We start from the raw sequence: 19,872 nt of genomic DNA, 5'->3' as shown, positions 1-19,872 counted from the left end.
CTCGCGACGCGGCACACGTCTTGCGCTCGATCTTCGTCACAGGCACAACACGAACGTCCGCTATTTTATTGAGACCGATCAAGGGCCGGGTGCCTGTGACCCTATGTAAGGGAAGGGGGCCAAGCCCGCGTGCTATCATGCTGTAAGCCTGTTTGGCCCTTGGGCGCGCCCCGAAAACAACCAATCCGCCGCCCGTTTGCCGCCGGTTCGACCGGCGCGGGGCTGGATAGCGGCTTCCATCTGGCAGGCTGCCGATTGCGTTGGGTAGGTTCGCGCACGGTTGGCCGCGTGGCCCGAGACCGCGGTGTTAGCGGGCGCACACATGCCGCAGGACTTCTTTACCGCTCGGTGCATCTGAGTGGCTGATTCCCGCGTAAAATTGAATGCTTGGCTCGCGAACGCGTGTGTTTCGTTCGCCGTTAGCAAGAGTTGCAAAAGACACAAACAGACGTCGCAATGCGCAGAACAGGGGTGGGACTATGAACACCATGCTTTATCCGGAACTTTATAAATCGCTCGAATCCGTTCGATGGGACATGGAGAAAGACATTCCCTGGGACACGTTCGATGCATCGCTCTTGACTGACGAACAGGCCAAGACAATCAAGATGAACGCGATCACCGAATGGTCCGCGTTGCCCGCAACGGAAATGTTCCTGCGCGACAATCATCATGACAGCGATTTCTCCGCGTTCATGAGCGTGTGGTTCTTCGAAGAACAAAAGCACTCGCTAGTGCTGATGGAGTATCTGCGCCGCTTCAAGCCGGAAATGTGTCCGACCGAAGAAGAACTGCACGCCGTGCGCTTCGAATTCGATCCGGCGCCGCCGCTCGAAACGCTGATGCTGCACTTCTGCGGCGAAATCCGCCTGAACCACTGGTACCGCCGTGCGGCCGAATGGCACACGGAGCCGGTCATCAAGGCCATCTACGAGACCATCTCGCGTGACGAAGCCCGTCATGGCGGCGCTTACCTGCGCTACATGAAGAAGGCCATGACGAATTGCGGCGACGTCGCGCGTGCTGCGTTTGCCAAGATCGGCGTGCTGATGGCGTCGGCGCGGCGCACGGAAAAGCCGCTGCACCCCACCAACCTGCACGTGAATCAGGCGCTGTTCCCGCGCGACACGATCCAGTCGCGCTTGCCCGATCCGGAATGGCTCGAGCGCTGGCTCGACGAGCAGATCCGCTTCGACGACGGCTGGGAAAAGAAGGTGGTGGAACGCATTCTGCACAACCTGTCCATCCTGTTCGAGCGCACCTTCAATACGGCGCAGGAACTGAACCGCTATCGCAAGGAAGTCGTGGCGCGTCTGCAGGCCGATCAGAAGTCGGCTGAGCAGCCGGCTTGACGGTCCCTGCGTGATGCGTTGGCGCGAGGCGCCAGGTGACACACACGACACGTAGCGTGTGAAAGAACGGCCCGACAGGTGCAAGCCTGCCGGGCCGTTTGCATGACTTCTCTTTTCTTCGAATTTCTCATGTCCGCCACTTTCGAACGCAAGCTCACGACCCGCGACGCCCTGGCTCAACTGCGTCCTTCGCTCACAGGTCCCGTGGTGTTCACGAACGGGGTGTTCGACATCCTGCATCGCGGCCACGTCACCTATCTGGCCGATGCGAAGGCCCTCGGCGCCAGTCTGATTGTGGGCGTGAACAGCGACGCGTCGGTGCGCAGGCTCGGCAAGGGCGACGACCGGCCGATCAACAACGAAGCCGACCGGATGGCCTTGCTGGCTGCGTTGGAAAGCGTCGACTGGGTGGTGTGTTTCGAAGAGCAGACGCCGGTGTCGTTGATCGAAGCGCTGCACCCCGACATCCTGGTCAAGGGCGGCGACTACGACATGGACAAGCTCCCCGAGTCCGCGCTGGTGCGCGGCTGGGGCGGCCGCGCCCTGGCAATTCCGTTCGAGCACGACCGCTCGACGACCGCACTGCTCAAGAAGGTTCGCGCGCAGGGTTGAGTTGCCGTCCGCGCGTCGGCTGGCTTTATTGGCTCTACTGACTCAACGCCGACGCGGCGATCGCCGGCGCCGGAGCCGGTCCGCCGACCACGGCGAGATCGGCCGCTTCGGAGACCGCTTGCACCCTCAGCGTGTCCGGATGAATCTGGCGATTCAGATGACCCGGCTCGCGCGCACCCGCGTAGGGTAGCGGGCCGAAGATGCCTCGTAGTGTCGCGAACGCGAGCAGGTTGGCAAGAAACAGAATAGCGATCAGCCAGCGCAGCATCGTTGGAGTCTCCGTCTAAAGGGTGCGGCGAGCGGTAGGCGCGTTGCTCAACGGTGGCCGCCGGTTCACGCGCCTTGTGCGGCGGCGATCAGCGCGAGACCGGACAGCACGAGCGAATCGTGCCGAGTATGCGGTACTTTGAGGGCGGCTGTCACTTCGTCGGCGGCGCCCCCGCCCACCACGAGGCGCACCGGCACGCCCCACTCGGCTTGCAGGTCATTCCACATCCGTTCGATCAAGCCGGCCTGTGCCAGCGCGCAACCCGCTGAGAGCGAGCGCGGCGTGTCCGTGGCGAAAAACGGACCGCGGCGCTCGTAGCCGGTTTGCGGCTCGCCGCCCTGGGCGACGCCGGTGCCGGCGCCGGGCGTCAGCAGACCGCGTGCCGCGTGGGCATCGAGCGTGGGCAGTTGCGCCGTGTGCTCGCCGAGCGAGCGCATCATCAGCGACCAGCCGGGCGCGATCAGGCCACCGACGAACCTGCCGTCGGCTCGCAGTGCTTCCAGCGTGGTGGCGGTGCCGAATGTCGCGATCAGGAGCGGCTCGCCTGGAAACGCGGCGTGCGCGCCGATCAGGCCGGCCCAGCGGTCGCTGCCGAGTGCCGAGGGTGTCGTGTAGCCGTTGCTCACGCCGCATTGCCGCTCGCAGGCGCGAATCGTCGTGCGCGGCAGGCCGGGCCAGTGCGCGTCGAGCAGGGCGGCGAGACGCTGCGCGACCGCTTCGCCGGCGACGTTGGACAGCCAGGCGCTCGCGGGATGCGGCAGTTGCGACCAGTCAGGGGCATCGGCGCGAGCGGTGGCCGTCGAAGCGGCACCGCCCGCATCGCGATGCGCAAACGCTCCCGCATGCGTCTGCGTCCCGTCCGCCTGCACCAGCGCCCACTTGACGCGGCTGTTACCCGCGTCGATCAGCAGAAAAGGCGCGCCGCTCATGCAGTGCCGTCTGCCAGACGCAGCGAGACGTCGCCCGTGGCAATGGCCTGGCGTCCCGATGCCGTGTCGAGCAGCAACTGCCCGCTTTCATCGACGCCCGCCGCCACGCCGCGCGTGATCTCCACACCTTGCTCGAGCAGCACCACTTCGCGGCCCGCGTAGGCGTGACAGGCATTCCAGCGCGGCTGGAAAGGCTCGAAGCCGTCGGCGCCGAAGCGTTTGAGCGCAGGCTCGAGCGCGTTCAGTTCGGCCGCGAGCGTATCGGTCAGATTGGCGTTGGGCAGCGCCCGCGAGAGCGCGGTAGGCATCGTGCCGCGCGCCTGCGGCGGCACGTCGGCGTTCAATGCACCGACCTTGGCCGCCAGTTCGTCCGCCCCCTTTACATTGGTGCCGATACCGATCACCACGGCACTTGCGTACTCGGTACTCCATGCCGTTTCGATCAGGATGCCGGCCAGCTTGTCGCCTTCCAGCAGCACGTCGTTCGGCCACTTCAGCGCAATCTGCCCCGGTCCTGCGACCGGCAGCGAGCGCAGCCCGTCGACCAGCGCCACGCCCACCGCGAGACTCAGCCCGGCGAGTCCTTCGAGAGGCCGCGGCAACACGCAGGCCACCGAGAACAGCAGCGCGTTGCCCGGTTCCGCATACCACGTGCGGCCGCGCCGGCCGCGCCCGGCGGTCTGCAGATAGGCGACCCGCACGATCGGCCGCGGCAGCGCGTTCGAGCGGCGCGGCAGCGCCTTGACGCGCGCCATCAGGTCGGCATTGGTGGAGCCGGTTTCCTCGACGATTTCGATTGGCCAGTCGTGCGCGTGCGGACCGAACAGCGCAATGGCGCGCTCGCGGTCGATGCGCCAGTCGCCGCTCGGGCCGGCGGGGGGGGAGGACTTGGAAGCGTTCATGTCGCATATTGTAGCGATTGGGGGCAACGAAGACCCACTCGCAGCGCACAAGCACGGTTCCTGCGCGCCGCGTTCGTTACAATGGCCCCTGATCCGATAACCAGAATCCAGCGATCCTTGAACTACGACACTCCGCCCGGCCTTGAAGTCGCGGCAGGCAGCCAAGGCAAGATCGTCCGGCTCTCCGGCCAGTGGACGGCGCTTGCACTCGCGCGCGACCGCGCCACCGGCAAGGTCGTGCCCCGTCTGCGTTCGCTCATCGGCGTCGACGGGATGCACTGGGACCTGTCGCGCATTGAGCGTATGGACCACGTTGGCGGCCAGGCGCTCTGGCGCGTGTGGGGCCACAAGCTGCCGTCCCAACTGACTGAACTGAACGACACCCAGCGCGACATTTTCGAGCGCATCGCCTTGCTCGACACCCTGCGCGATACGCCCGAACTGGTGGTGCGGAACGACCCGTTCACCCGCCTCGGCCTCGCGCTGTTCTCCTTCTTCGAGCATCTGTACGGCGGCATCGCGATGTTCGGGCGCGTGGTGCTCGATCTGCTCGCGATCGTGCGCAATCCGAAGATCACGCCGTGGACCGAGATCTCCGCGAACGTCTACAACGCGGGCACCAAGGCGCTGCCCATCACCGCGCTGGTAGCGTTCCTGATCGGCATCGTGCTGAGCTATCTGTCCGCGCAGCAACTGCGGCTATTCGGCGCGAACCAGTACATCGTCAACATCCTCGGGCTGTCGGTGATACGCGAACTCGGACCGGTGCTCTCGGCGATTCTGGTGGCCGGCCGCTCGGGCTCGGCGATCACCGCGCAGATCGGCGTGATGCGCGTCACCGAGGAACTCGATGCCATGCGCGTAATGGGCATTCCGCATGGCCTGCGGTTGATCCTGCCGCGTGTGCTCGCACTCGGCGTGGCGATGCCGCTGCTTGTGATGTGGACCAACATCGTCGCGCTGACCGGCGGCGCGCTCGCGGCGAAAGTGGTGCTGGGCATCGACATGGGCTATTTCGCGCGGGCCCTGCCGAGCGTGGTGCCGGTCGCGAACCTGTGGATCGGCCTTGGCAAGGGCGTGGCGTTCGGCATGCTGATCGCCATCGTCGGCTGTCATTTCGGGTTCCGTATCAAGGCGAATTCGCAAAGCCTCGGTGAGGGCACGACCACTTCGGTGGTGAGCTCGATCACCATCGTGATTCTCGCCGACGCGGTGTTCGCCATCCTGTTCCAGAACGTGGGGCTCGGATGAGCGCGCCACTCACTCAATCCGTGCGCGGCCAGCCGCTGCCCTCGATCGCCGAGCCGGTCATCGAGGTGCGCGACCTGACCAAGCGCTACGGCCGCAACATCGTGCACCAGCATCTGAACTTCGAGGTGCGGCGCGGCGAGATCGTCTCGATCGTCGGCGGCTCGGGCTCCGGCAAGACCACGCTGGTGCGGCAGATCCTCGGGCTCGAACGGCCGTCGTCGGGCACCATCAAGCTGTTCGGCGAGGACATCTCGACCATCTCGCCGGACACCGCGCTGCTGATGCGCAGCCGCTCCGGCATGCTGTTTCAGCGCGGCGCGCTGTTCTCGTCGCTGTCGGTGTTCGACAACATCGCGCAGCCGCTGCGCGAGCTCGGCAAGATCCCCGAAGACCTGCTGCGCGACATCGTCATGCTGAAGCTCGAGATGGTCGGCCTGCCGTGCAAGCATGCGTCGAAGATGCCGTCGGCGCTCTCGGGCGGGATGATCAAGCGGGTCGGCATCGCCCGTGCCATCGCACTCGAACCGGAGCTGCTGTTTCTCGACGAGCCGACGGCCGGGCTCGATCCGCAAGCGTCGGACGAGTTCGTCGAACTGGTCAGCACGCTGCATCGCGCGCTCGGCCTGACCGTCGTGATGGTGACGCACGATCTCGACACGATGGTCGCGCTGTCCACCCGCGTCGCCGTGCTGGCCGACCGCAAGGTGCTGGTCGCGGCCCCGGTCGAGGAAGCCGCGGGCGTCGATCATCCGTTTATCCGCGAATACTTCCTCGGCCTGCGCGGCCGCCGCGCGCTTCAGGCATTGCCGCCGGAGCGCCGCGTCAAGCTGCCGCCCGCGGCGCTCGAACCCGCGTCGTCCGAACTGCCGCTGTGAACCAGGGAACCTGACAATGGAAAACAAATCACATGCCTTCTGGGCTGGGCTCTTCACAGTGGTGCTGCTGGTGGCGATTGCGGCGGCGGCCTTTTTGTTCAACGTCGACCGTTCGGTGCGCGTGCCGTACGATCTGATTGCGCGCACCAACGTCACCGGGCTCTATACGGATGCCGCAGTGCGCTATCGCGGCCTCGACGTGGGCAAGGTGCAGTCGATCAAGTTCGACCGCGAGCATCCGGGGCAGATCCTGATTCGGATCCTCGTCGACACGCACGCGCCGATCACGCATTCCACCTACGGCAGCCTTGGATTTCAGGGCGTGACGGGGATTGCATTCATCCAGCTCGACGATACGGGGCGCGATATGACGCCGCTGTCGTCGTCGGAGAAAGCGGTGGCGCAATTGCCGATGCGCCCGGGCCTGCTCGATCAGTTGCAGCAGCGCGGCGACATCTTGCTGCGCAAGCTGGAACGCATCGCGGACGACGTGAACGACGTGCTGTCGCCGCAAATGCGCGATCAGTTGCTGGGCACGGCCGCCAGCCTGCAGCACGCCGCCGACGGCGTCACGGACCTGACGAAGCAGATGGCGCCGGCCGCCGGCAAGCTGCCGCAGACGCTCGACCAGCTGGATCGCACGCTCGCGTCGACCAATCAGTTGATCACCGGCCTGAACCGGCCGGACGGTCCGTTTGAGGCCAACCTGAACAAGGTCGGCACGGCGGCGCAGCAGGCCGGCGATGCGCTGACGGCGATGAATGTGTCGTTGCAGGACCTCTCGGCACGGGTCGGTTACGACACCTTGCCGCGCGTCAATTCGCTGGCTGACGATGTACGCTCCGCTGTGCGTTCGGTGGATCGCGCTGCCGACACGTTCAGCACGAGCCCGCGCAGTGTGCTGTTCGGCGCGCCGCCGGCGGCGCCCGGTCCCGGCGAGCCCGGCTTTACGTGGCCCGCGGCCCACCCGGCAAAATGATCTGAAAGGAAGATTGTCATGGCACCCTCGCTTAACCGCTCCCTTTACCGCTTGTTTCCGCATAGGTACCAGGCTGGCGCCGCGTTTGCTGTCGCGCTGGCGTTCGGCGTGCTGACCGGTTGTGCCGGCAACCCGGCGGCGCTCGCCGACATCCGCTACGACCTCGGCCCGGCGCCGCAGGCGGCCACCTCGGGACCGATGCCGGCCGTCAAGGTGCTGGACGTCACCGCGCCCGAGACGCTCGCCTCCGACAAGCTGATCTACCGCCTGAGCTATGCCGACGCGCAGCAGACGGCGGCGTATGCGAACAGCCACTGGAGCATGGCGCCGTCGGCGCTGTTGACGCAGCGCCTGCGCGCGGCACTCTCGCAGCGCGGCACGGTGCTGACCGGTGCGGACGGCGTGAACGCGCCGGTGCTGAAGGTGGATCTGAACGAGTTCGAGCAGATCTTCGACAGTCAGTCGCAAAGCCACGGCGCCGTCACCGCGCGCGCCACCTTGACGCAGGGCGGCAAGGTCCTCGCGCAGCGCACCTTCATTGCGCGCGCGCCGGCCAGTTCGGCGGATGCGGCCGGCGCCGCCCAGGCGCTTGCCGCGGCCAGCGACGACCTCGTCGCGCAGATCTCCGCATGGCTTGGCGTGCAGGCGCTCGTCGCCGCTCAATGACCGCTACGCCACGCACGCGGCGGAGCGTAGCGTGAGCGGCAAGCCGCCGCAGCGCCGGCCATCGGCGCTGGCGAAGCAGGTGCTGGGTTTGTACACCGCCCTGATCGTGTATGGCTCCTGGTATCCATTCTCGGGCTGGCGCTCGCTCGGCCTCAGCCCGTTCGCTTATCTGACCGACCCGCTGCCGCAGTATCTGACGGCCTTCGATGTGCTCACCAACGTCCTCGGTTACATGCCGTTCGGCGCGCTGGTGGTGCTGGCGCTCTATCCGCGCCGGCGCGGCACGCTGGCCGTGGCGCTCGCCTTCGGGCTGGGTGTCGTGCTGTCGGGCACGATGGAAGCGGTGCAGACCTGGTTGCCCACCCGTGTGGCGTCCAATCTCGATCTGGCTGCCAATGCGTTCGGCGCGCTGCTGGGCGCGGCGTTGATTGCGCCGGCTACCGGCGCCTTGCTCGATCGCGGTCTGTTGCGCCGCTTGCGTCTCCTGTGGTTCAGGCGCGATAGCGCGGCGCTTGTCTGCCTTGCCGCGTTGTGGCCGTTTGCGACGATGTTTCCTTCGCCGCGTCTGTTCGGCCTCGGCGACTGGCCGCGCGCGCTATGGCTGCGCGCCGATCCGACCATGCAGGACGCGTTGCTCGCGTGGGCGCCCGCCAGCTGGCACGTCGCGGCGTGGCCTGGACGCCTCGGCGCGGCCCTGCCGGACGACGGCTGGGAGGCGCTGATCGCGACGCTCACCCTGTTTGCCGCCGGCGCACTCGCTTCGCTGCCGATGCGCCCGCCGGCGCCGCGCGCACGGCTGCTGCTGGTGCTCGTCGCGATGACGGTGTGCATCAAGATCGGCGCGACCTTTCTGCAATCGGAGGCGGGGCTGGTGTTCGACTGGGCGACGCCCGGCGCACTTGCTGGTCTCGCGGGCGGCACCCTGGCGATGCTGCTGGCCCTGCGCGTGCCGCGCCGCTGGCGGGCAGCGTTCGCAGCGGGGACGCTGGTGATTGCGTTGCTGCTCGTCAACCTGCTGCCGGTCAATCCCTATTTCGATGTGACGCTCGCGGACTGGCGCCAGGGACGCTATCTGCACTTCAACGGCCTCGCGCACTGGCTCGCATGGACATGGCCGTATGCGGCGCTGGGCTGGCTGGCGTTGTCGGCGGAGCGCGCCTGGCTCAGGCGCCGGCATGCGGCTTGAGCGGCGGCTCGCCCGAGCGCCTGCCTGCCCCCGTCGCTATAATCGACCCACTACAGGAGCGCCACGTGGCTTGCCCATGCCGGCGGTCATCGAGCCTCCACCACTTTCAGTCTCGCCCCGGACACCATGGACTCTTTCTACAAGTACCACGTCTTCTTCTGTCTCAACCAGCGCGACCCTGGCGCAGAGCGCCCGAGCTGCGCGAACTGCAATGCGCAGGCCATGCAGGAGCATGCAAAAAAACGCGTGAAGCAACTGGGTCTCGCGGGCCCGGGCCAGGTGCGCATCAACAAGGCGGGGTGTCTCGACCGTTGCGAGGAAGGGCCGGCCGTCGTGATCTATCCGGAAGGCACGTGGTACACGTATGTCGACGAGAGCGACATCGACGAGATCGTCGAATCGCATCTTGCGAACGGCAAGGTCGTCGAGCGTCTGAAAATCGATCGGTAAGCGGCGCCATGAACGTCAATACGAAAAAGTATCTGATCGATGGTCCGGTCGGCAAGATCGAGGTCGCGCTCGATCTGCCCGACGAGACGCGCGAAAACGGCGCCGCGCCGCGCGGCATTGCGCTCGTCGCGCATCCGCATCCGCTGTTCGCCGGCACGATGGACAACAAGGTCGCACAGACGCTGGCCCGCACGCTGGTGCAACTGAACTACGTGACCTATCGCTCGAACTTTCGCGGCGTCGGCCAGACCGAGGGTGAGCACGACGCCGGCATCGGCGAGCGTGACGATCTGCGCGCGGTACTCGATCACATGCGCGCGCGGCCGGGACAGGCCGATCTGCCCCTCGTGCTGGCGGGCTTTTCGTTCGGCACTGTCGTGTTGTCGCATGTGGCGGCGCGGCTCGTCGAAGAAGGGCAGGCGATCGAGCGGATCGTCTTTGTCGGCACTGCGGCGAGCCGCTGGGATGTTGCGCCCGTGCCGGAAAACACACTCGTGATTCACGGCGAAACCGACGAAACGGTCCCCATTCAATCGGTGTTCGACTGGGCGCGGCCGCAGGAATTGCCGGTGGTCGTGATTCCCGGCGCCGAGCATTTTCTGCACCGCAAACTGCACATCCTGAAGCGCATCATCGTCGACGCCTGGCGCTAGTCAGCGGGGCTGCGCGCGTTTTCCGGGGTACAGGTACGCGCCAAATGAAAATTTATCGGCACGCGAGGCGCAAAGTTGCCTCCCCGGCGCGCGTATAATGAGCGCTCTTTTTTGGGCGCAGCGCGGCCCATCCGGCGAAGGCGCATGGTTGCGCGCCGTTGCGTGATTGCAGCGCCGGGTGGTGGGGCGCGTTGCGCGAACCGATCGTGTGGCCGGAAGTCCAACGGGCGCCGCGCCGTTTTTTCGCGGCCAGCGCTCGCCGACCGGCTCTTCCAAACTGCGCGCCCCCGGGCGCGATGCATATTTCTGCCCGAATCGATCCTATGCGTTTTTCCACCTCCGGTTTTTCGTCACTCTCGTCTTTCGTTCCCCATACCATCAGCCGTGCGGTGACGCTCGGCGTGTTGCTGCCGGCCTCGCTGCTGGCGAGCACGGCGGCCTTCGCGCAAGTTCCGCCGCCGGCGGTGAACGCGCGCTCGTGGGTGCTCGTCGACGCGACCAGCAACCAGGTGCTCGCCTCCGGCAATGCCGACGAGCGCGTCGAGCCGGCGTCGCTGACCAAGCTGATGACCGCCTATCTGGTCTTCGAAGCGCTGCAGACGAAGAAGATTTCGATGGAGCAGATCGTCACGCCGAGCGAAGCCGTGCGCCGCGTGAAAACGGACGAATCGCGCATGTTCATCGAAGCGAACAAGCCGGTCTCCGTGCACGACCTCGTCTACGGCATGATCATCCAGTCGGGCAACGACGCGGCCATCGCGCTGGCCGAACTGGTCGGCGGCAGCGAGTCGCAGTTCGTCAACATGATGAACACCGAAGCGCAGCGCCTCGGCATGACGCATACGCATTTCGCCGACGTGAACGGCATGCCCGACCCGCAGCACTACACGAGCGCGGGCGACCTCGCGATCCTGTCGGCACGCCTGATTCGCGACTACCCTGACTACTACAACATTTTCTCGGTCAAGGAATTCACCTACAACAAGATCAAGCAGCCGAACCGCAACCGTCTGCTGTGGATCGACCCGACCGTCGACGGCCTGAAGACCGGTCACACCGAGGCGGCCGGCTATTGCCTGATCGCGAGCGCCAAGCGTCCGCTGCCGGGCGCGTCGGATGCATCGCGCCGTCTGGTGTCGGTGATGATGGGTGAGGTGAAAGAGCACGACCGCGTCGAGGACAGCATGAAGATGCTGAACTACGGCTATAGCGCGTACGATACGGTGCGCCTGTACAAGGCCGGCCAGGTGATCGAGACGCCGCGCGTCTATAAGGGCGCGGAAGACACGGTCAAGATCGGCGTGAAGGCCGACCAGTACATCACGGTGCCGAAGGGTCTCGCCGACAAGGCCAAGCCGCAGGTCGAGCATATCGACCCGCTGATCGCGCCGATCGCCGATGGCCAGCAGGTCGGCACGGTGAAGCTGGTGTCGGACGGCAAGGTGATTTCGCAGTTCCCGATCGTGGCGTTGCAGGCCGTGCCGCAAGCCGGCGTGGTGGGCCGCGTGTGGGATTCGCTGATGCTGATGTTCAACAAGAAGAAGTAAGCGCAGGCGCACGCTCGTGCGTGCGGTTGCGTGGTAACGGCTCCGGCGGCGAGGCTGCCGGAGCCGTCGTCGAGGAGTGAAAGAAGATGCAAGCCGATAACGATTCGCTGTTTGAGTTTCCCTGCGATTTCCCGATCAAGGTGATGGGCAAGTCGCATCCCGAGTTTGCCGAGGCGATCGTGACGGTGGTGAAGCAGTTTGACGAAGCGGTCGACGCGTCGCGCGTCGAGACACGCCCGTCGAGCGGCGGCAACTACACCGGCCTGACGGTGACGGTGCGGGCAACCAGCCGCGCCCATCTCGACGATATCTATCGCGCGCTCACCGGGCATCCGATGGTGAAAGTGGTGCTGTGAGTCAGTGAGCCGGCGGGACGTTTCGCGTCTCGCCTGCTGCGGCGCCTGTGCCTAGGGTGCGACGTGCAACGCGCCCGCCCCGTTCTGCGGCCCTGCCGCGCAAGCCCGCTCGAAGAGCAGCTTGAACCGTCCTACCTCCTCGAACACCCAATCCCGAAACGCCTGCACCCGCTCCGCCTGCATCATCTGCGGCGGACAGATGAAGTAGTACTGCCACGGGCTCGGACCATCCACATCGAAGAGCCGCACCAGCCGCCCAGCGGCGATTTCGTGCATCGCGAGCGAACGACGCGTGAGCGCGACGCCCTGGCCGTCGATCGCCGCCTGCAACAGGTTCGACGAATCCTGGTACAGCACGCCGCGCTTCGGCTCGGGCCAGTCGGTGAGACCGGCGGCGTCGAACCAGGGTCGCCACAACTCGTCGTCGGAGCGCAGCAGCGGAACTTTGGCGAGGTCCGACGGCACCTTCGGCAGGTTGCCGCCGTTGAAATTCGGTGCGCAGGCCGGAAAGAAAATCTCCTCCAGCAGAAGCTCGGCGTGCAAGCCCGGGTACTTGCCAAAGCCAAAACGAATTGCCGCATCGATGTCGTCGCGGGCGAAATCCGCCAGCGAATTGGTGGACAGCAACTCGAGATCCCACTGCGGATGCGCCTCGATAAAGCTGCCGATGCGCGGCGTCACCCAGCGCGCCGCGAACGACGACAGCATCGACACCACCAGACGCCGCTCGCGCTCGCCGGCGCGGATCTCGCGCGTGGCGTCGGCCAGGGCCGTCAAGGCACTGCGCACCTGCCCCGCGTAGCGGCGGCCCACCTCGGTCAGGCGCACGCGTTTGCCGTCGCGGGCGAACAGGGTCACGCCCAGTTCCGCTTCAAGTGCCCGGATCTGATGGCTGACCGCGCCGTGCGTGACGAACAGTTCGTCCGCCGCACGCGAAAAGCTCTCGTGCCGGGAGGCGGCCTCGAATGCCTTGATGGCGTTGAGTCCAGGGAGTTGTCGGAGGTCCATCGCAATTTTTCTCACATAGAGGTGAAATTTGATCGTTTTGCGTAAACCCTTGTTGCACCTAGGATTGTAGTCACGAAACAGCTTTTTGCGAGGGTGTCATGCGAGAAATTTCCTCTAGTATCACGTTTGAAATCAAGGCGGGAGAAACGGTTCCGATGAAGGTGGCGCGCAGCACCCGGCTGGCGGTGAGCGGCGGGGCAGTGTGGGCGACCCGCAGCGACGATACCGAAGACTACTGGCTCCAACCGGGGCACACGCTGCGTCTACGGCGCGGCGAGCGGCTCTGGCTGAGCGTCGAGAGCGGAGCGCAGGCACGGGTGGCGTTCGCCGTGCCGGCCCGCGCGGATGTGCGCGCGTTCGACTGGCTGGTGCGTCTCGCGGACCGGATCGGCTTGCGGTCGCGCGATGGGTGGCGGACCGTTTGAGGCGGCTCGGCGGTGGGTTGGGCGGGCCGGCTTGGACAGCGGCTCGGGCGGGGATCTCATTATTTCGGTAAACTAGGCGGATCATGTGTGCCACGCCGGTTTCCCCGCTTTCCCTATCTGCTGCACCCTGCCGTGAAGATCAGGCGGTGCCCGACTCCGTGAGTCCGACCGCAACTGCGAGCGCCGAGCCCGTCTGCGCGGCTTCATCTGCTTCCGCTCCCGCACTGACGCTCCGCTGGCGCGGCGTCGAACCCTACGAAACCAGCTTCGACGCCATGCGCGCCTTCACCGACGCGCGCGACAGCGAGACCGTGGACGAAATCTGGCTGGTCGAACATCCCCCCGTCTTTACGCTCGGCCAGGCCGGCAACCCGGCGCACCTGCTGGCCGCCGACAGCGGCATTCCGCTTGTGAAAGTCGACCGCGGCGGGCAGATCACCTATCACGGGCCTGGACAGGTCGTCGCGTACCTGCTGCTCGACTTGCGCCGCCGCAAGCTGATGGTGCGCGAGCTGGTCACGCGGATCGAGCAGGCCGTGATCGACACGCTCGCGGCGTATAATCTCGCCGGAGAACGCAAGGCGGGCGCCCCAGGCATCTACGTGGCGCCTGGTCCGGATGTGGGGCCGCATGCCGGCGCCAAGATCGGCGCGCTGGGCCTGAAAATCCGCAATGGCTGCAGTTATCACGGGGTCAGCCTGAACGTGAAGATGGATCTGCGGCCGTTTCTGGCCATCAACCCATGCGGGTACGCCGGGCTCGAAACCGTCGACATGGCGACGCTCGGCGCCGCCGCCGGCTGGGACGAGGTGGCCCGGACCTTTGCTGCATGCCTCACCGCAAACATCGACGGCACCCCCGCGGCCGTCGCCCAACCGCAGGCCGGTGTCTTGACCGCCTGACTGGATCGAACGAATGACTGACGTTACCGCGAACCTCGCCGGCTCTGCCGCCCCCGACGCTGCAGCAGCGCCCGCCGCTTATGACGCTACGGCGAAACAGAAGGCGCAGGCCAAGACCGCGCGCATTCCGATCAAGATCATCCCGATCGAAAAGCTGAAGAAGCCGGACTGGATTCGCGTGAAAGCGGCCACCGGCAATTCGCGCTTCTACGAGATCAAGCAGATCCTGCGCGAGCACAACCTGCATACGGTCTGCGAAGAGGCGAGCTGCCCGAATATCGGCGAGTGTTTTGGCAAGGGCACCGCCACGTTCATGATCATGGGCGACAAGTGCACGCGCCGTTGCCCGTTCTGCGACGTCGGCCATGGCCGTCCCGATCCCCTGGATGTCGAGGAACCGGGCAACCTGGCGCGCACGATTGCCGCGCTGAAGCTGAAGTACGTGGTGATCACCAGCGTGGACCGTGACGATCTGCGCGACGGCGGCGCCGCCCACTTCGTGGAATGCATCCGCCAGACCCGCGAGCTGTCGCCGGAAACGCGTATCGAAATCCTGACGCCGGATTTCCGCGGCCGTCTGGATCGCGCGCTGGGCATCCTCAATGCCGCTCCGCCCGATGTGATGAACCACAACCTCGAAACGGTGCCGCGTCTGTACAAGGAAGCGCGGCCGGGTTCGGACTACGCGCACTCGCTGAAGCTGCTGAAGGACTTCAAGGCGCTGCATCCGGATGTCGCGACCAAGTCGGGTTTGATGGTCGGCCTGGGTGAGACGGAAGAAGAGATCCTTCAGGTGATGCGCGATCTGCGCGCGCACGATGTCGACATGCTGACGATCGGCCAGTACCTGCAACCGTCGGAGCATCACCTGCCGGTTCGCTCGTACGTGCATCCCGATACGTTCAAGATGTATGAGGAAGAAGCGTACAAGATGGGCTTCACGCACGCGGCCGTTGGCGCGATGGTGCGTTCGAGCTATCACGCGGACTTGCAGGCGCATGGGGCCGGCGTGGTCTGAGCTTTTTCCCGGTAGTCTGGTTTGACGTAGAGCCCGCACTTGATGCGGGCTTTTTTATGCGGGCGGCCGCCGAGGTGTTCGCTGCTCGAGTGTGCACGTTGCAGTCGGCGTTCAGTACTTCCAGAAGAAAAGTCGCGCAATCAGCAGACTGACTGAGTAGAGGCCGCTCCCAATAAACATGAAGTAGGCGATGTACATCATGACGCGGTGTCGCACATCATCGTTCTCGAGGAGGTAGTCGATAAGGTTGGGCACGTTAAGTTCTCCCTTGAATGGTTTTAATTATATCTCGATCAGGCTAAATATTTGGCTTAACGAAAAATGAGATATGGAAAAACTTGTCGCGACGAAGGCTGTTGCGACGAACGACACCCACATCAAGGTTTTGCCGGGAACATCGTTGCTAGCCGGATCGCTGAAATACTTTCGCGCGTCGGCGGCGCCAAACATGCGAAAAATTCAGCAACGGCAGCAAGGCAATCGGCGCCAGAACCGGCACGCCAACGTTGGACAAAAACCCGCTCAAGTGCGCAAGAAAATCGATCATGAATGGAGATGACGTGCAGTGAAGAAAACCAGTCCATGATCCGTTCCACCCCACACGCCGGTCGATCGACCGAACGGCCAGCTTGCGCCCCTCGCGCGACTCTGCCACCCTCCGTCGCAAACTCCTTCGCGCACACCGCAGCAGACCCGCTCACCCAACCCAGCGTGAAAAGCAATGCTCGAACAGCGTAATTAGCAATCTAGAATTCGTTAGAACCGCCCGTGCCCAAACTCCCTATAGTCAAAAGCCTCCCAAACACCTTATTACAACGGGGCTTCTCGATGAACCGATTCTTCCGCCCGCTCGCCGCGCTCGTGACGCTGCTTGCCGTATCCGCTCCCTTTGCGAGCGTCGCCCACGCCGACACCAAAGAAGTCGTGATCGCGTATCAGGACATGGTCCTGCCATGGCGCTATGCCCAGGCCACCGGTGAAGTCGAAAAGGAGACCGGTTACAAGGTGGTCTATCGTCAGCTCAGCAGCGGCGCAGAGGTGGTTCGCGCGCTGGCGTCGGGTTCGGTGCAACTCGGCGAGGCCGGTTCCAGTCCGATTGCGGCAGGCCTGTCGCAGGGCGTCGACATTTCGCTGTTCTGGATTCTCGACAACATCAACGATGCCGAAGCACTGGTGGCGCGCGACGGTTCGGGCGTGACCAGCATCGCCGGCCTCAAGGGCAAGAAGATCGGCGTGCCGTTCGTGTCGACCTCGCACTTCCATACGCTCGTTGCGCTGCAGGCCGCGGGCGTGAATCCGGCTGACGTGAAGATCGTCAACCTGCGCCCGCAAGAAGTCGCGGCTGCGTGGGACCGTGGCGATATCGACGCCACCTACATCTGGGACCCGGTGCTCGCCAAGGTGAAGAAGAACGGCAAGGTGCTGATTACCTCGGGTCAGGTCGCCCAGGAAACCGGTAAGGCGACCTTCGACGGCTTCGTGGTCGATCGCAAGTTCGCGCAGCAGAACCCGGAGTTCGTGGCGCGTTTCGTCAAGGTGCTGGCCGCGAGCGACGCCAGCTATCGCGATCACACCTCGACGTGGACGACGGGCTCTCCTGAAGTCGCGGCAGTCGCCAAGGAGTCCGGAGCAAATGCTCAGGACGTGCCGGCGAGCCTGGCGCTGTACGCTTTCCCGTCGGCGGCTCAGCAGGCATCGAACACGTGGCTGGGCGGCGGCGCGCAATCCGGGGCGGCGAAATCGCTGGCGGCGACGGCGACGTTCCTGAAGGCGCAAGGGACAATCCAGAACGTGCTGCCGGACTACTCGGCAGGCATCGATCCGCGCTTTGTCCAGCAGGTAGCACACTAGGAAGACGGGCCGCGCCGTGTGTCGCCTGGGCGCGCCGGCGCTGCCCGGTCCTCCGAATCAACAGGTATCCAGATGAGTGGTCTCGAGATCCGGCGGCTCCATGTCGCCTACGAAGGTGCCCGGGGCGCGGCCCCGAACGTTGCGCTCGCCGATGTCGATCTGCGTATCGAGTCCGGCGAGTTCGTCGTGGCGCTCGGCGCGTCGGGTTGCGGCAAGACGACCTTGCTCAATTGCATCGCCGGCTTTATCGCGCCGACCGGCGGCGAAGTTCGTCTGAACGGCGAACTGGTCAACGGCCCCGGCGCCGATCGTGGCGTGGTGTTTCAGAAGTATGCGCTGATGCCCTGGCTCGACGTGCTCGACAATGTCGCGCTCGGCTTGCGTTTCCAGTACGTGCCGAAAGCGCAGCGCCATCGTGTCGCTCGCGAGATGCTCGCGCTGGTCGGGCTCGAACAGCATGCGCATGCGCGAGTCTATGCGCTATCGGGCGGGATGCAGCAGCGCGTGGGAATTGCGCGGGCACTGGCGAGCGATCCCGAAGTCCTGTTGATGGACGAGCCGATGGGCGCGCTCGATGCCATGACGCGCGAGTCGATGCAGGAACTCGTGCTCGACGTGTGGGGCCGTACGGGCAAGACGGTGTTTTTCATCACGCACAGTGTCGAAGAAGCGCTGTTTCTGGCGACGCGTCTCGTCGTGATGACACCGGGGCCGGGCCGTATCGCCGAGAGCTACGACTTGCCTTTCGCGCGACGCTTTCTCGAGACGCGCGATGCGCGCGAGGTAAAGTCGTCGCGGGAGTTTATCGAGTGGCGTGAACGGCTGGTGCGTCGTCTGCATCAGCGTGCGGATGAAGAGGTGGTGTCGTGACGGCTTCGCGTGATTCGTTTGACAGCGCGCCGCTGGCTCAGCAGAGCGCTGCGGTGATGGATTCATCCAGTACCCCGGCTGCGTCGCCGCTGAAGAAGAAGGGCAGGCCCGTGCGCGCGTGGCGCATGCCGGGCGAAGGGCCGACCGCGGCGTTGAGCGTCGCGTCGGTGGCCGCGCTTGCCGCGTTGTGGTGGATCGCCACGCACCTGCAATGGTTGCCGCCGCTCTTTCTGCCGACACCTGAAGCCGTCTGGGCCGCCTTCATCGACGCGTGCCACGGACGCATCCAGGGCGGCTTGCCCTTGTCGCAGCATCTCGCGTGGAGCGCGCTGCGCGTGTTCGGTGCGTTCGCACTCGCCACGGTCACCGCAGTGCCGGTCGGCATTCTGATGGGCGTGAGCCGGGTAGCGCGCGGGCTGCTCGATCCGCCGCTGGAGTTCTACCGGCCGCTGCCGCCGCTCGCATATCTGCCGCTCGTGGTGATCTGGTTCGGCATCGACGAGACGGCGAAGATTGTCGTCATCTACCTCGCCTGTTTCGCGCCGATCGCCATGGCGGCGCGTGCCGGCGCACGCAGCGCGACTGTCGAGCAGATTCATGCGGCGTATTCGCTCGGCGGCAAGTTTTCGCAGATCGTGCGCTACGTGGTGTTGCCCGCGGCCTTGCCGGAGATTCTGACCGGGCTGCGGATTGCGATCGGCTTCGGTTGGACCACGCTGGTGGCCGCCGAAATGGTGGCGGCGACGGCGGGTCTGGGTCAGATGGTGCTGAACGCGTCGAGCTTTCTGCGTACCGACGTGGTGGTGATGGGGATCGTGCTGATCGGTCTGATCGCGTGGATCTTCGACCTGGGGATGCGGGCGCTGGAGCGGCGGCTGGTGCCGTGGAAGGGCCGCGTGTAGGACCCGCCGGCCAGGCAACGGCGGTTGAGCGCAGCGTGCGCTCAACCGCTCTTCAGTTATGCAAACATCACGCGAACAACTCAATGATCGGCCAGTCCCGCTCTTGCGCAATCGCACGCAGCCGTGCATCCGGATTGGTCGCCACCGGATGCGTGACGCGCTCGAGCAGCGGCACGTCGTTGATCGAATCGCTATAGAAGTAGCTCTTCGGAAAGTCCTGCAGCGCGTAACCCAGCGACGCCAGCCAGCTCTCCGTACGCACGATCTTGCCTTCGCGGAAAGTCGGCACGCCGACTGCGGCGCCGGTATAACGCCCGAGTGGATCGCCGCCTTCGGTGCCGAGTTCGATGCCGAGCAGATGCTCGAATCCCAGCGCCTTGCCGATCGGCGCCGTCACGAACACATTCGTTGCGGTCACGATGCAGCACAGGTCGCCGGCATCGAGATGCCGTTGAATCAGCTCGCGTGCGGCGGGCCGGATGGCCGGCACGATCACCTCGCTCATGAACGAGGCATGCCACGCATCCAGTTGCGCGCGGGAGTGGCGTGCGAGCGGTGCGAGCGTGTAGTTCAGGTAATCGTTCATATCGAGCGTGCCCGCCACGTATTGGCGATAGTACGCATCGATGTCTTCCGCGTGTTGCGCTGCGCCTTCCACACCCAGCTTTGCGATGAAGTGGGCCCACGCCTGGTCGCTGTCGAGCGGCAGCAGGGTGTGGTCCAGATCGAACAGCGCGAGGTTACGACTCATCTAGGGATTCCTTGCATCAACGCTTCGAAGCCGGCCCGCTGCCGGCGCGGCACACCTCTCCGCATGCTGGCAGATCGTATATTTAAATACCCAAAAATACAATAAGCCAAATTTGTGCA

Annotated in this window: 23 protein-coding genes; 18 read left to right on the top strand and 5 right to left on the bottom strand. The window is 65.1% G+C overall.

The window, feature by feature from the left end:
• Window positions 1-479: 479 nt before the first annotated feature.
• Both P3T42_RS24840 and rfaE2 read left to right on the top strand, forming a co-directional pair.
• Window positions 480-1,352: a ferritin gene (locus P3T42_RS24840; protein WP_074300952.1), complete on the top strand. Its 873-nt coding sequence runs from the start codon at window positions 480-482 to the stop codon at window positions 1,350-1,352.
• A 129-nt stretch (window positions 1,353-1,481) separates the two neighbouring features.
• Entirely contained in the window at window positions 1,482-1,964 is a 483-nt protein-coding gene (rfaE2, locus tag P3T42_RS24835; RefSeq protein WP_074300951.1) for a D-glycero-beta-D-manno-heptose 1-phosphate adenylyltransferase, read from the top strand.
• 34 nt (window positions 1,965-1,998) lie between these two features.
• Here the strand turns inward: rfaE2 and P3T42_RS24830 are convergent, their stop codons facing one another.
• From P3T42_RS24830 to P3T42_RS24820, 3 genes are all read right to left on the bottom strand, one after another.
• Entirely contained in the window at window positions 1,999-2,232 is a 234-nt protein-coding gene (locus P3T42_RS24830) for a hypothetical protein (RefSeq protein WP_074300950.1), read from the bottom strand.
• Window positions 2,233-2,297: 65 nt separating this feature from the next.
• Entirely contained in the window at window positions 2,298-3,161 is an 864-nt protein-coding gene (locus P3T42_RS24825; protein WP_074300949.1) for a type III pantothenate kinase, read from the bottom strand.
• Window positions 3,158-4,063, bottom strand: coding sequence for a biotin--[acetyl-CoA-carboxylase] ligase (locus P3T42_RS24820; RefSeq protein ID WP_429307503.1), 906 nt, complete (start codon window positions 4,061-4,063; stop codon window positions 3,158-3,160). The genes P3T42_RS24825 and P3T42_RS24820 overlap by 4 nt, the downstream gene beginning before the upstream one ends.
• A gap of 117 nt (window positions 4,064-4,180) precedes the next feature.
• Here P3T42_RS24820 and P3T42_RS24815 point away from each other — a divergent pair, with 117 nt between their 5' ends.
• The 9 genes from P3T42_RS24815 to P3T42_RS24775 all read left to right on the top strand — a co-directional run bounded on the left by P3T42_RS24815 (window position 4,181) and on the right by P3T42_RS24775 (window position 12,026).
• The gene (locus P3T42_RS24815) at window positions 4,181-5,314 is read left to right on the top strand and encodes an MlaE family ABC transporter permease (protein WP_074300947.1); all 1,134 of its coding nucleotides are present in this window, start codon (window positions 4,181-4,183) and stop codon (window positions 5,312-5,314) included.
• Entirely contained in the window at window positions 5,311-6,189 is an 879-nt protein-coding gene (locus tag P3T42_RS24810) for an ABC transporter ATP-binding protein (protein ID WP_429307502.1), read from the top strand. Before P3T42_RS24815 ends, P3T42_RS24810 begins: the two co-directional genes overlap by 4 nt.
• A 16-nt stretch (window positions 6,190-6,205) precedes the next feature.
• Window positions 6,206-7,168, top strand: coding sequence for an MlaD family protein (locus tag P3T42_RS24805; protein ID WP_429307501.1), 963 nt, complete (start codon window positions 6,206-6,208; stop codon window positions 7,166-7,168).
• 18 nt (window positions 7,169-7,186) lie between these two features.
• Window positions 7,187-7,834 (top strand): ABC-type transport auxiliary lipoprotein family protein, encoded by a 648-nt coding sequence (locus P3T42_RS24800; protein WP_074300944.1) that lies wholly within the window; start codon window positions 7,187-7,189, stop codon window positions 7,832-7,834.
• A 31-nt stretch (window positions 7,835-7,865) separates the two neighbouring features.
• Window positions 7,866-9,020 (top strand): VanZ family protein, encoded by a 1,155-nt coding sequence (locus tag P3T42_RS24795; RefSeq protein WP_429307500.1) that lies wholly within the window; start codon window positions 7,866-7,868, stop codon window positions 9,018-9,020.
• A gap of 126 nt (window positions 9,021-9,146) precedes the next feature.
• Window positions 9,147-9,470 (top strand): (2Fe-2S) ferredoxin domain-containing protein, encoded by a 324-nt coding sequence (locus P3T42_RS24790; RefSeq protein ID WP_074300943.1) that lies wholly within the window; start codon window positions 9,147-9,149, stop codon window positions 9,468-9,470.
• An 8-nt stretch (window positions 9,471-9,478) separates the two neighbouring features.
• On the top strand, window positions 9,479-10,123 hold the full coding sequence (locus tag P3T42_RS24785; protein WP_429307499.1) for an alpha/beta hydrolase: 645 nt from the start codon (window positions 9,479-9,481) through the stop codon (window positions 10,121-10,123).
• A gap of 323 nt (window positions 10,124-10,446) precedes the next feature.
• Window positions 10,447-11,670, top strand: coding sequence for a D-alanyl-D-alanine carboxypeptidase family protein (locus tag P3T42_RS24780; RefSeq protein WP_074300941.1), 1,224 nt, complete (start codon window positions 10,447-10,449; stop codon window positions 11,668-11,670).
• An 86-nt stretch (window positions 11,671-11,756) separates the two neighbouring features.
• A complete protein-coding gene (locus P3T42_RS24775) occupies window positions 11,757-12,026 on the top strand; it encodes a DUF493 family protein (protein ID WP_429307498.1) in 270 nt (89 codons plus the stop codon).
• 51 nt (window positions 12,027-12,077) lie between these two features.
• On the opposite strand, the gene P3T42_RS24770 is transcribed toward P3T42_RS24775, so the two are convergent.
• Window positions 12,078-13,034, bottom strand: a complete 957-nt coding sequence (locus tag P3T42_RS24770) for a transcriptional regulator GcvA (protein WP_429307497.1) — start codon at window positions 13,032-13,034, stop codon at window positions 12,078-12,080.
• Between the two features lie 98 nt (window positions 13,035-13,132).
• Here P3T42_RS24770 and P3T42_RS24765 point away from each other — a divergent pair, with 98 nt between their 5' ends.
• From P3T42_RS24765 to P3T42_RS24735, 7 genes are all read left to right on the top strand, one after another.
• Window positions 13,133-13,459 (top strand): DUF2917 domain-containing protein, encoded by a 327-nt coding sequence (locus P3T42_RS24765; RefSeq protein ID WP_429307496.1) that lies wholly within the window; start codon window positions 13,133-13,135, stop codon window positions 13,457-13,459.
• A gap of 83 nt (window positions 13,460-13,542) precedes the next feature.
• The gene (gene lipB / locus P3T42_RS24760; protein ID WP_074300937.1) at window positions 13,543-14,361 is read left to right on the top strand and encodes a lipoyl(octanoyl) transferase LipB; all 819 of its coding nucleotides are present in this window, start codon (window positions 13,543-13,545) and stop codon (window positions 14,359-14,361) included.
• Window positions 14,362-14,374: 13 nt separating this feature from the next.
• Window positions 14,375-15,379, top strand: a complete 1,005-nt coding sequence (gene lipA, locus P3T42_RS24755; protein WP_429307495.1) for a lipoyl synthase — start codon at window positions 14,375-14,377, stop codon at window positions 15,377-15,379.
• A gap of 328 nt (window positions 15,380-15,707) precedes the next feature.
• A complete protein-coding gene (locus P3T42_RS24750) occupies window positions 15,708-15,938 on the top strand; it encodes a hypothetical protein (protein ID WP_143788494.1) in 231 nt (76 codons plus the stop codon).
• 269 nt (window positions 15,939-16,207) lie between these two features.
• On the top strand, window positions 16,208-17,230 hold the full coding sequence (tauA, locus tag P3T42_RS24745; protein WP_429307494.1) for a taurine ABC transporter substrate-binding protein: 1,023 nt from the start codon (window positions 16,208-16,210) through the stop codon (window positions 17,228-17,230).
• A 72-nt stretch (window positions 17,231-17,302) separates the two neighbouring features.
• Complete coding sequence (locus tag P3T42_RS24740; protein WP_429307493.1) at window positions 17,303-18,100, top strand: taurine ABC transporter ATP-binding protein; 798 nt, start codon at window positions 17,303-17,305, stop codon at window positions 18,098-18,100.
• Window positions 18,101-18,156: 56 nt separating this feature from the next.
• Complete coding sequence (locus P3T42_RS24735; RefSeq protein WP_074301780.1) at window positions 18,157-19,002, top strand: ABC transporter permease subunit; 846 nt, start codon at window positions 18,157-18,159, stop codon at window positions 19,000-19,002.
• 67 nt (window positions 19,003-19,069) lie between these two features.
• On the opposite strand, the gene P3T42_RS24730 is transcribed toward P3T42_RS24735, so the two are convergent.
• On the bottom strand, window positions 19,070-19,753 hold the full coding sequence (locus P3T42_RS24730) for an HAD family hydrolase (protein WP_074300933.1): 684 nt from the start codon (window positions 19,751-19,753) through the stop codon (window positions 19,070-19,072).
• Between the last annotated feature and the right edge of the window lie 119 nt (window positions 19,754-19,872).

The sequence above is a fragment of the Paraburkholderia sp. GAS38 genome, from assembly GCF_050434965.1.
Classification (GTDB): Bacteria; Pseudomonadota; Gammaproteobacteria; order Burkholderiales; family Burkholderiaceae; genus Paraburkholderia; species Paraburkholderia phenazinium_A.
This window is presented reverse-complemented; position numbering and strand designations above follow the sequence as displayed.

Coding starts and splice junctions, on each gene's coding strand:
- P3T42_RS24840 (WP_074300952.1), top strand. CDS start 480: ATGAACACCATGCTTTATCCGGAACTTTATAAATCGCTCGAATCCGTT.
- rfaE2 (WP_074300951.1), top strand. CDS start 1,482: ATGTCCGCCACTTTCGAACGCAAGCTCACGACCCGCGACGCCCTGGCT.
- P3T42_RS24830 (WP_074300950.1), bottom strand. CDS start 2,232: ATGCTGCGCTGGCTGATCGCTATTCTGTTTCTTGCCAACCTGCTCGCG.
- P3T42_RS24825 (WP_074300949.1), bottom strand. CDS start 3,161: ATGAGCGGCGCGCCTTTTCTGCTGATCGACGCGGGTAACAGCCGCGTC.
- P3T42_RS24820 (WP_429307503.1), bottom strand. CDS start 4,063: ATGAACGCTTCCAAGTCCTCCCCCCCCGCCGGCCCGAGCGGCGACTGG.
- P3T42_RS24810 (WP_429307502.1), top strand. CDS start 5,311: ATGAGCGCGCCACTCACTCAATCCGTGCGCGGCCAGCCGCTGCCCTCG.
- P3T42_RS24805 (WP_429307501.1), top strand. CDS start 6,206: ATGGAAAACAAATCACATGCCTTCTGGGCTGGGCTCTTCACAGTGGTG.
- P3T42_RS24800 (WP_074300944.1), top strand. CDS start 7,187: ATGGCACCCTCGCTTAACCGCTCCCTTTACCGCTTGTTTCCGCATAGG.
- P3T42_RS24790 (WP_074300943.1), top strand. CDS start 9,147: ATGGACTCTTTCTACAAGTACCACGTCTTCTTCTGTCTCAACCAGCGC.
- P3T42_RS24785 (WP_429307499.1), top strand. CDS start 9,479: ATGAACGTCAATACGAAAAAGTATCTGATCGATGGTCCGGTCGGCAAG.
- P3T42_RS24780 (WP_074300941.1), top strand. CDS start 10,447: ATGCGTTTTTCCACCTCCGGTTTTTCGTCACTCTCGTCTTTCGTTCCC.
- P3T42_RS24775 (WP_429307498.1), top strand. CDS start 11,757: ATGCAAGCCGATAACGATTCGCTGTTTGAGTTTCCCTGCGATTTCCCG.
- P3T42_RS24770 (WP_429307497.1), bottom strand. CDS start 13,034: ATGGACCTCCGACAACTCCCTGGACTCAACGCCATCAAGGCATTCGAG.
- P3T42_RS24765 (WP_429307496.1), top strand. CDS start 13,133: ATGCGAGAAATTTCCTCTAGTATCACGTTTGAAATCAAGGCGGGAGAA.
- lipB (WP_074300937.1), top strand. CDS start 13,543: ATGTGTGCCACGCCGGTTTCCCCGCTTTCCCTATCTGCTGCACCCTGC.
- lipA (WP_429307495.1), top strand. CDS start 14,375: ATGACTGACGTTACCGCGAACCTCGCCGGCTCTGCCGCCCCCGACGCT.
- P3T42_RS24750 (WP_143788494.1), top strand. CDS start 15,708: ATGGAAAAACTTGTCGCGACGAAGGCTGTTGCGACGAACGACACCCAC.
- tauA (WP_429307494.1), top strand. CDS start 16,208: ATGAACCGATTCTTCCGCCCGCTCGCCGCGCTCGTGACGCTGCTTGCC.
- P3T42_RS24740 (WP_429307493.1), top strand. CDS start 17,303: ATGAGTGGTCTCGAGATCCGGCGGCTCCATGTCGCCTACGAAGGTGCC.
- P3T42_RS24735 (WP_074301780.1), top strand. CDS start 18,157: ATGGATTCATCCAGTACCCCGGCTGCGTCGCCGCTGAAGAAGAAGGGC.
- P3T42_RS24730 (WP_074300933.1), bottom strand. CDS start 19,753: ATGAGTCGTAACCTCGCGCTGTTCGATCTGGACCACACCCTGCTGCCG.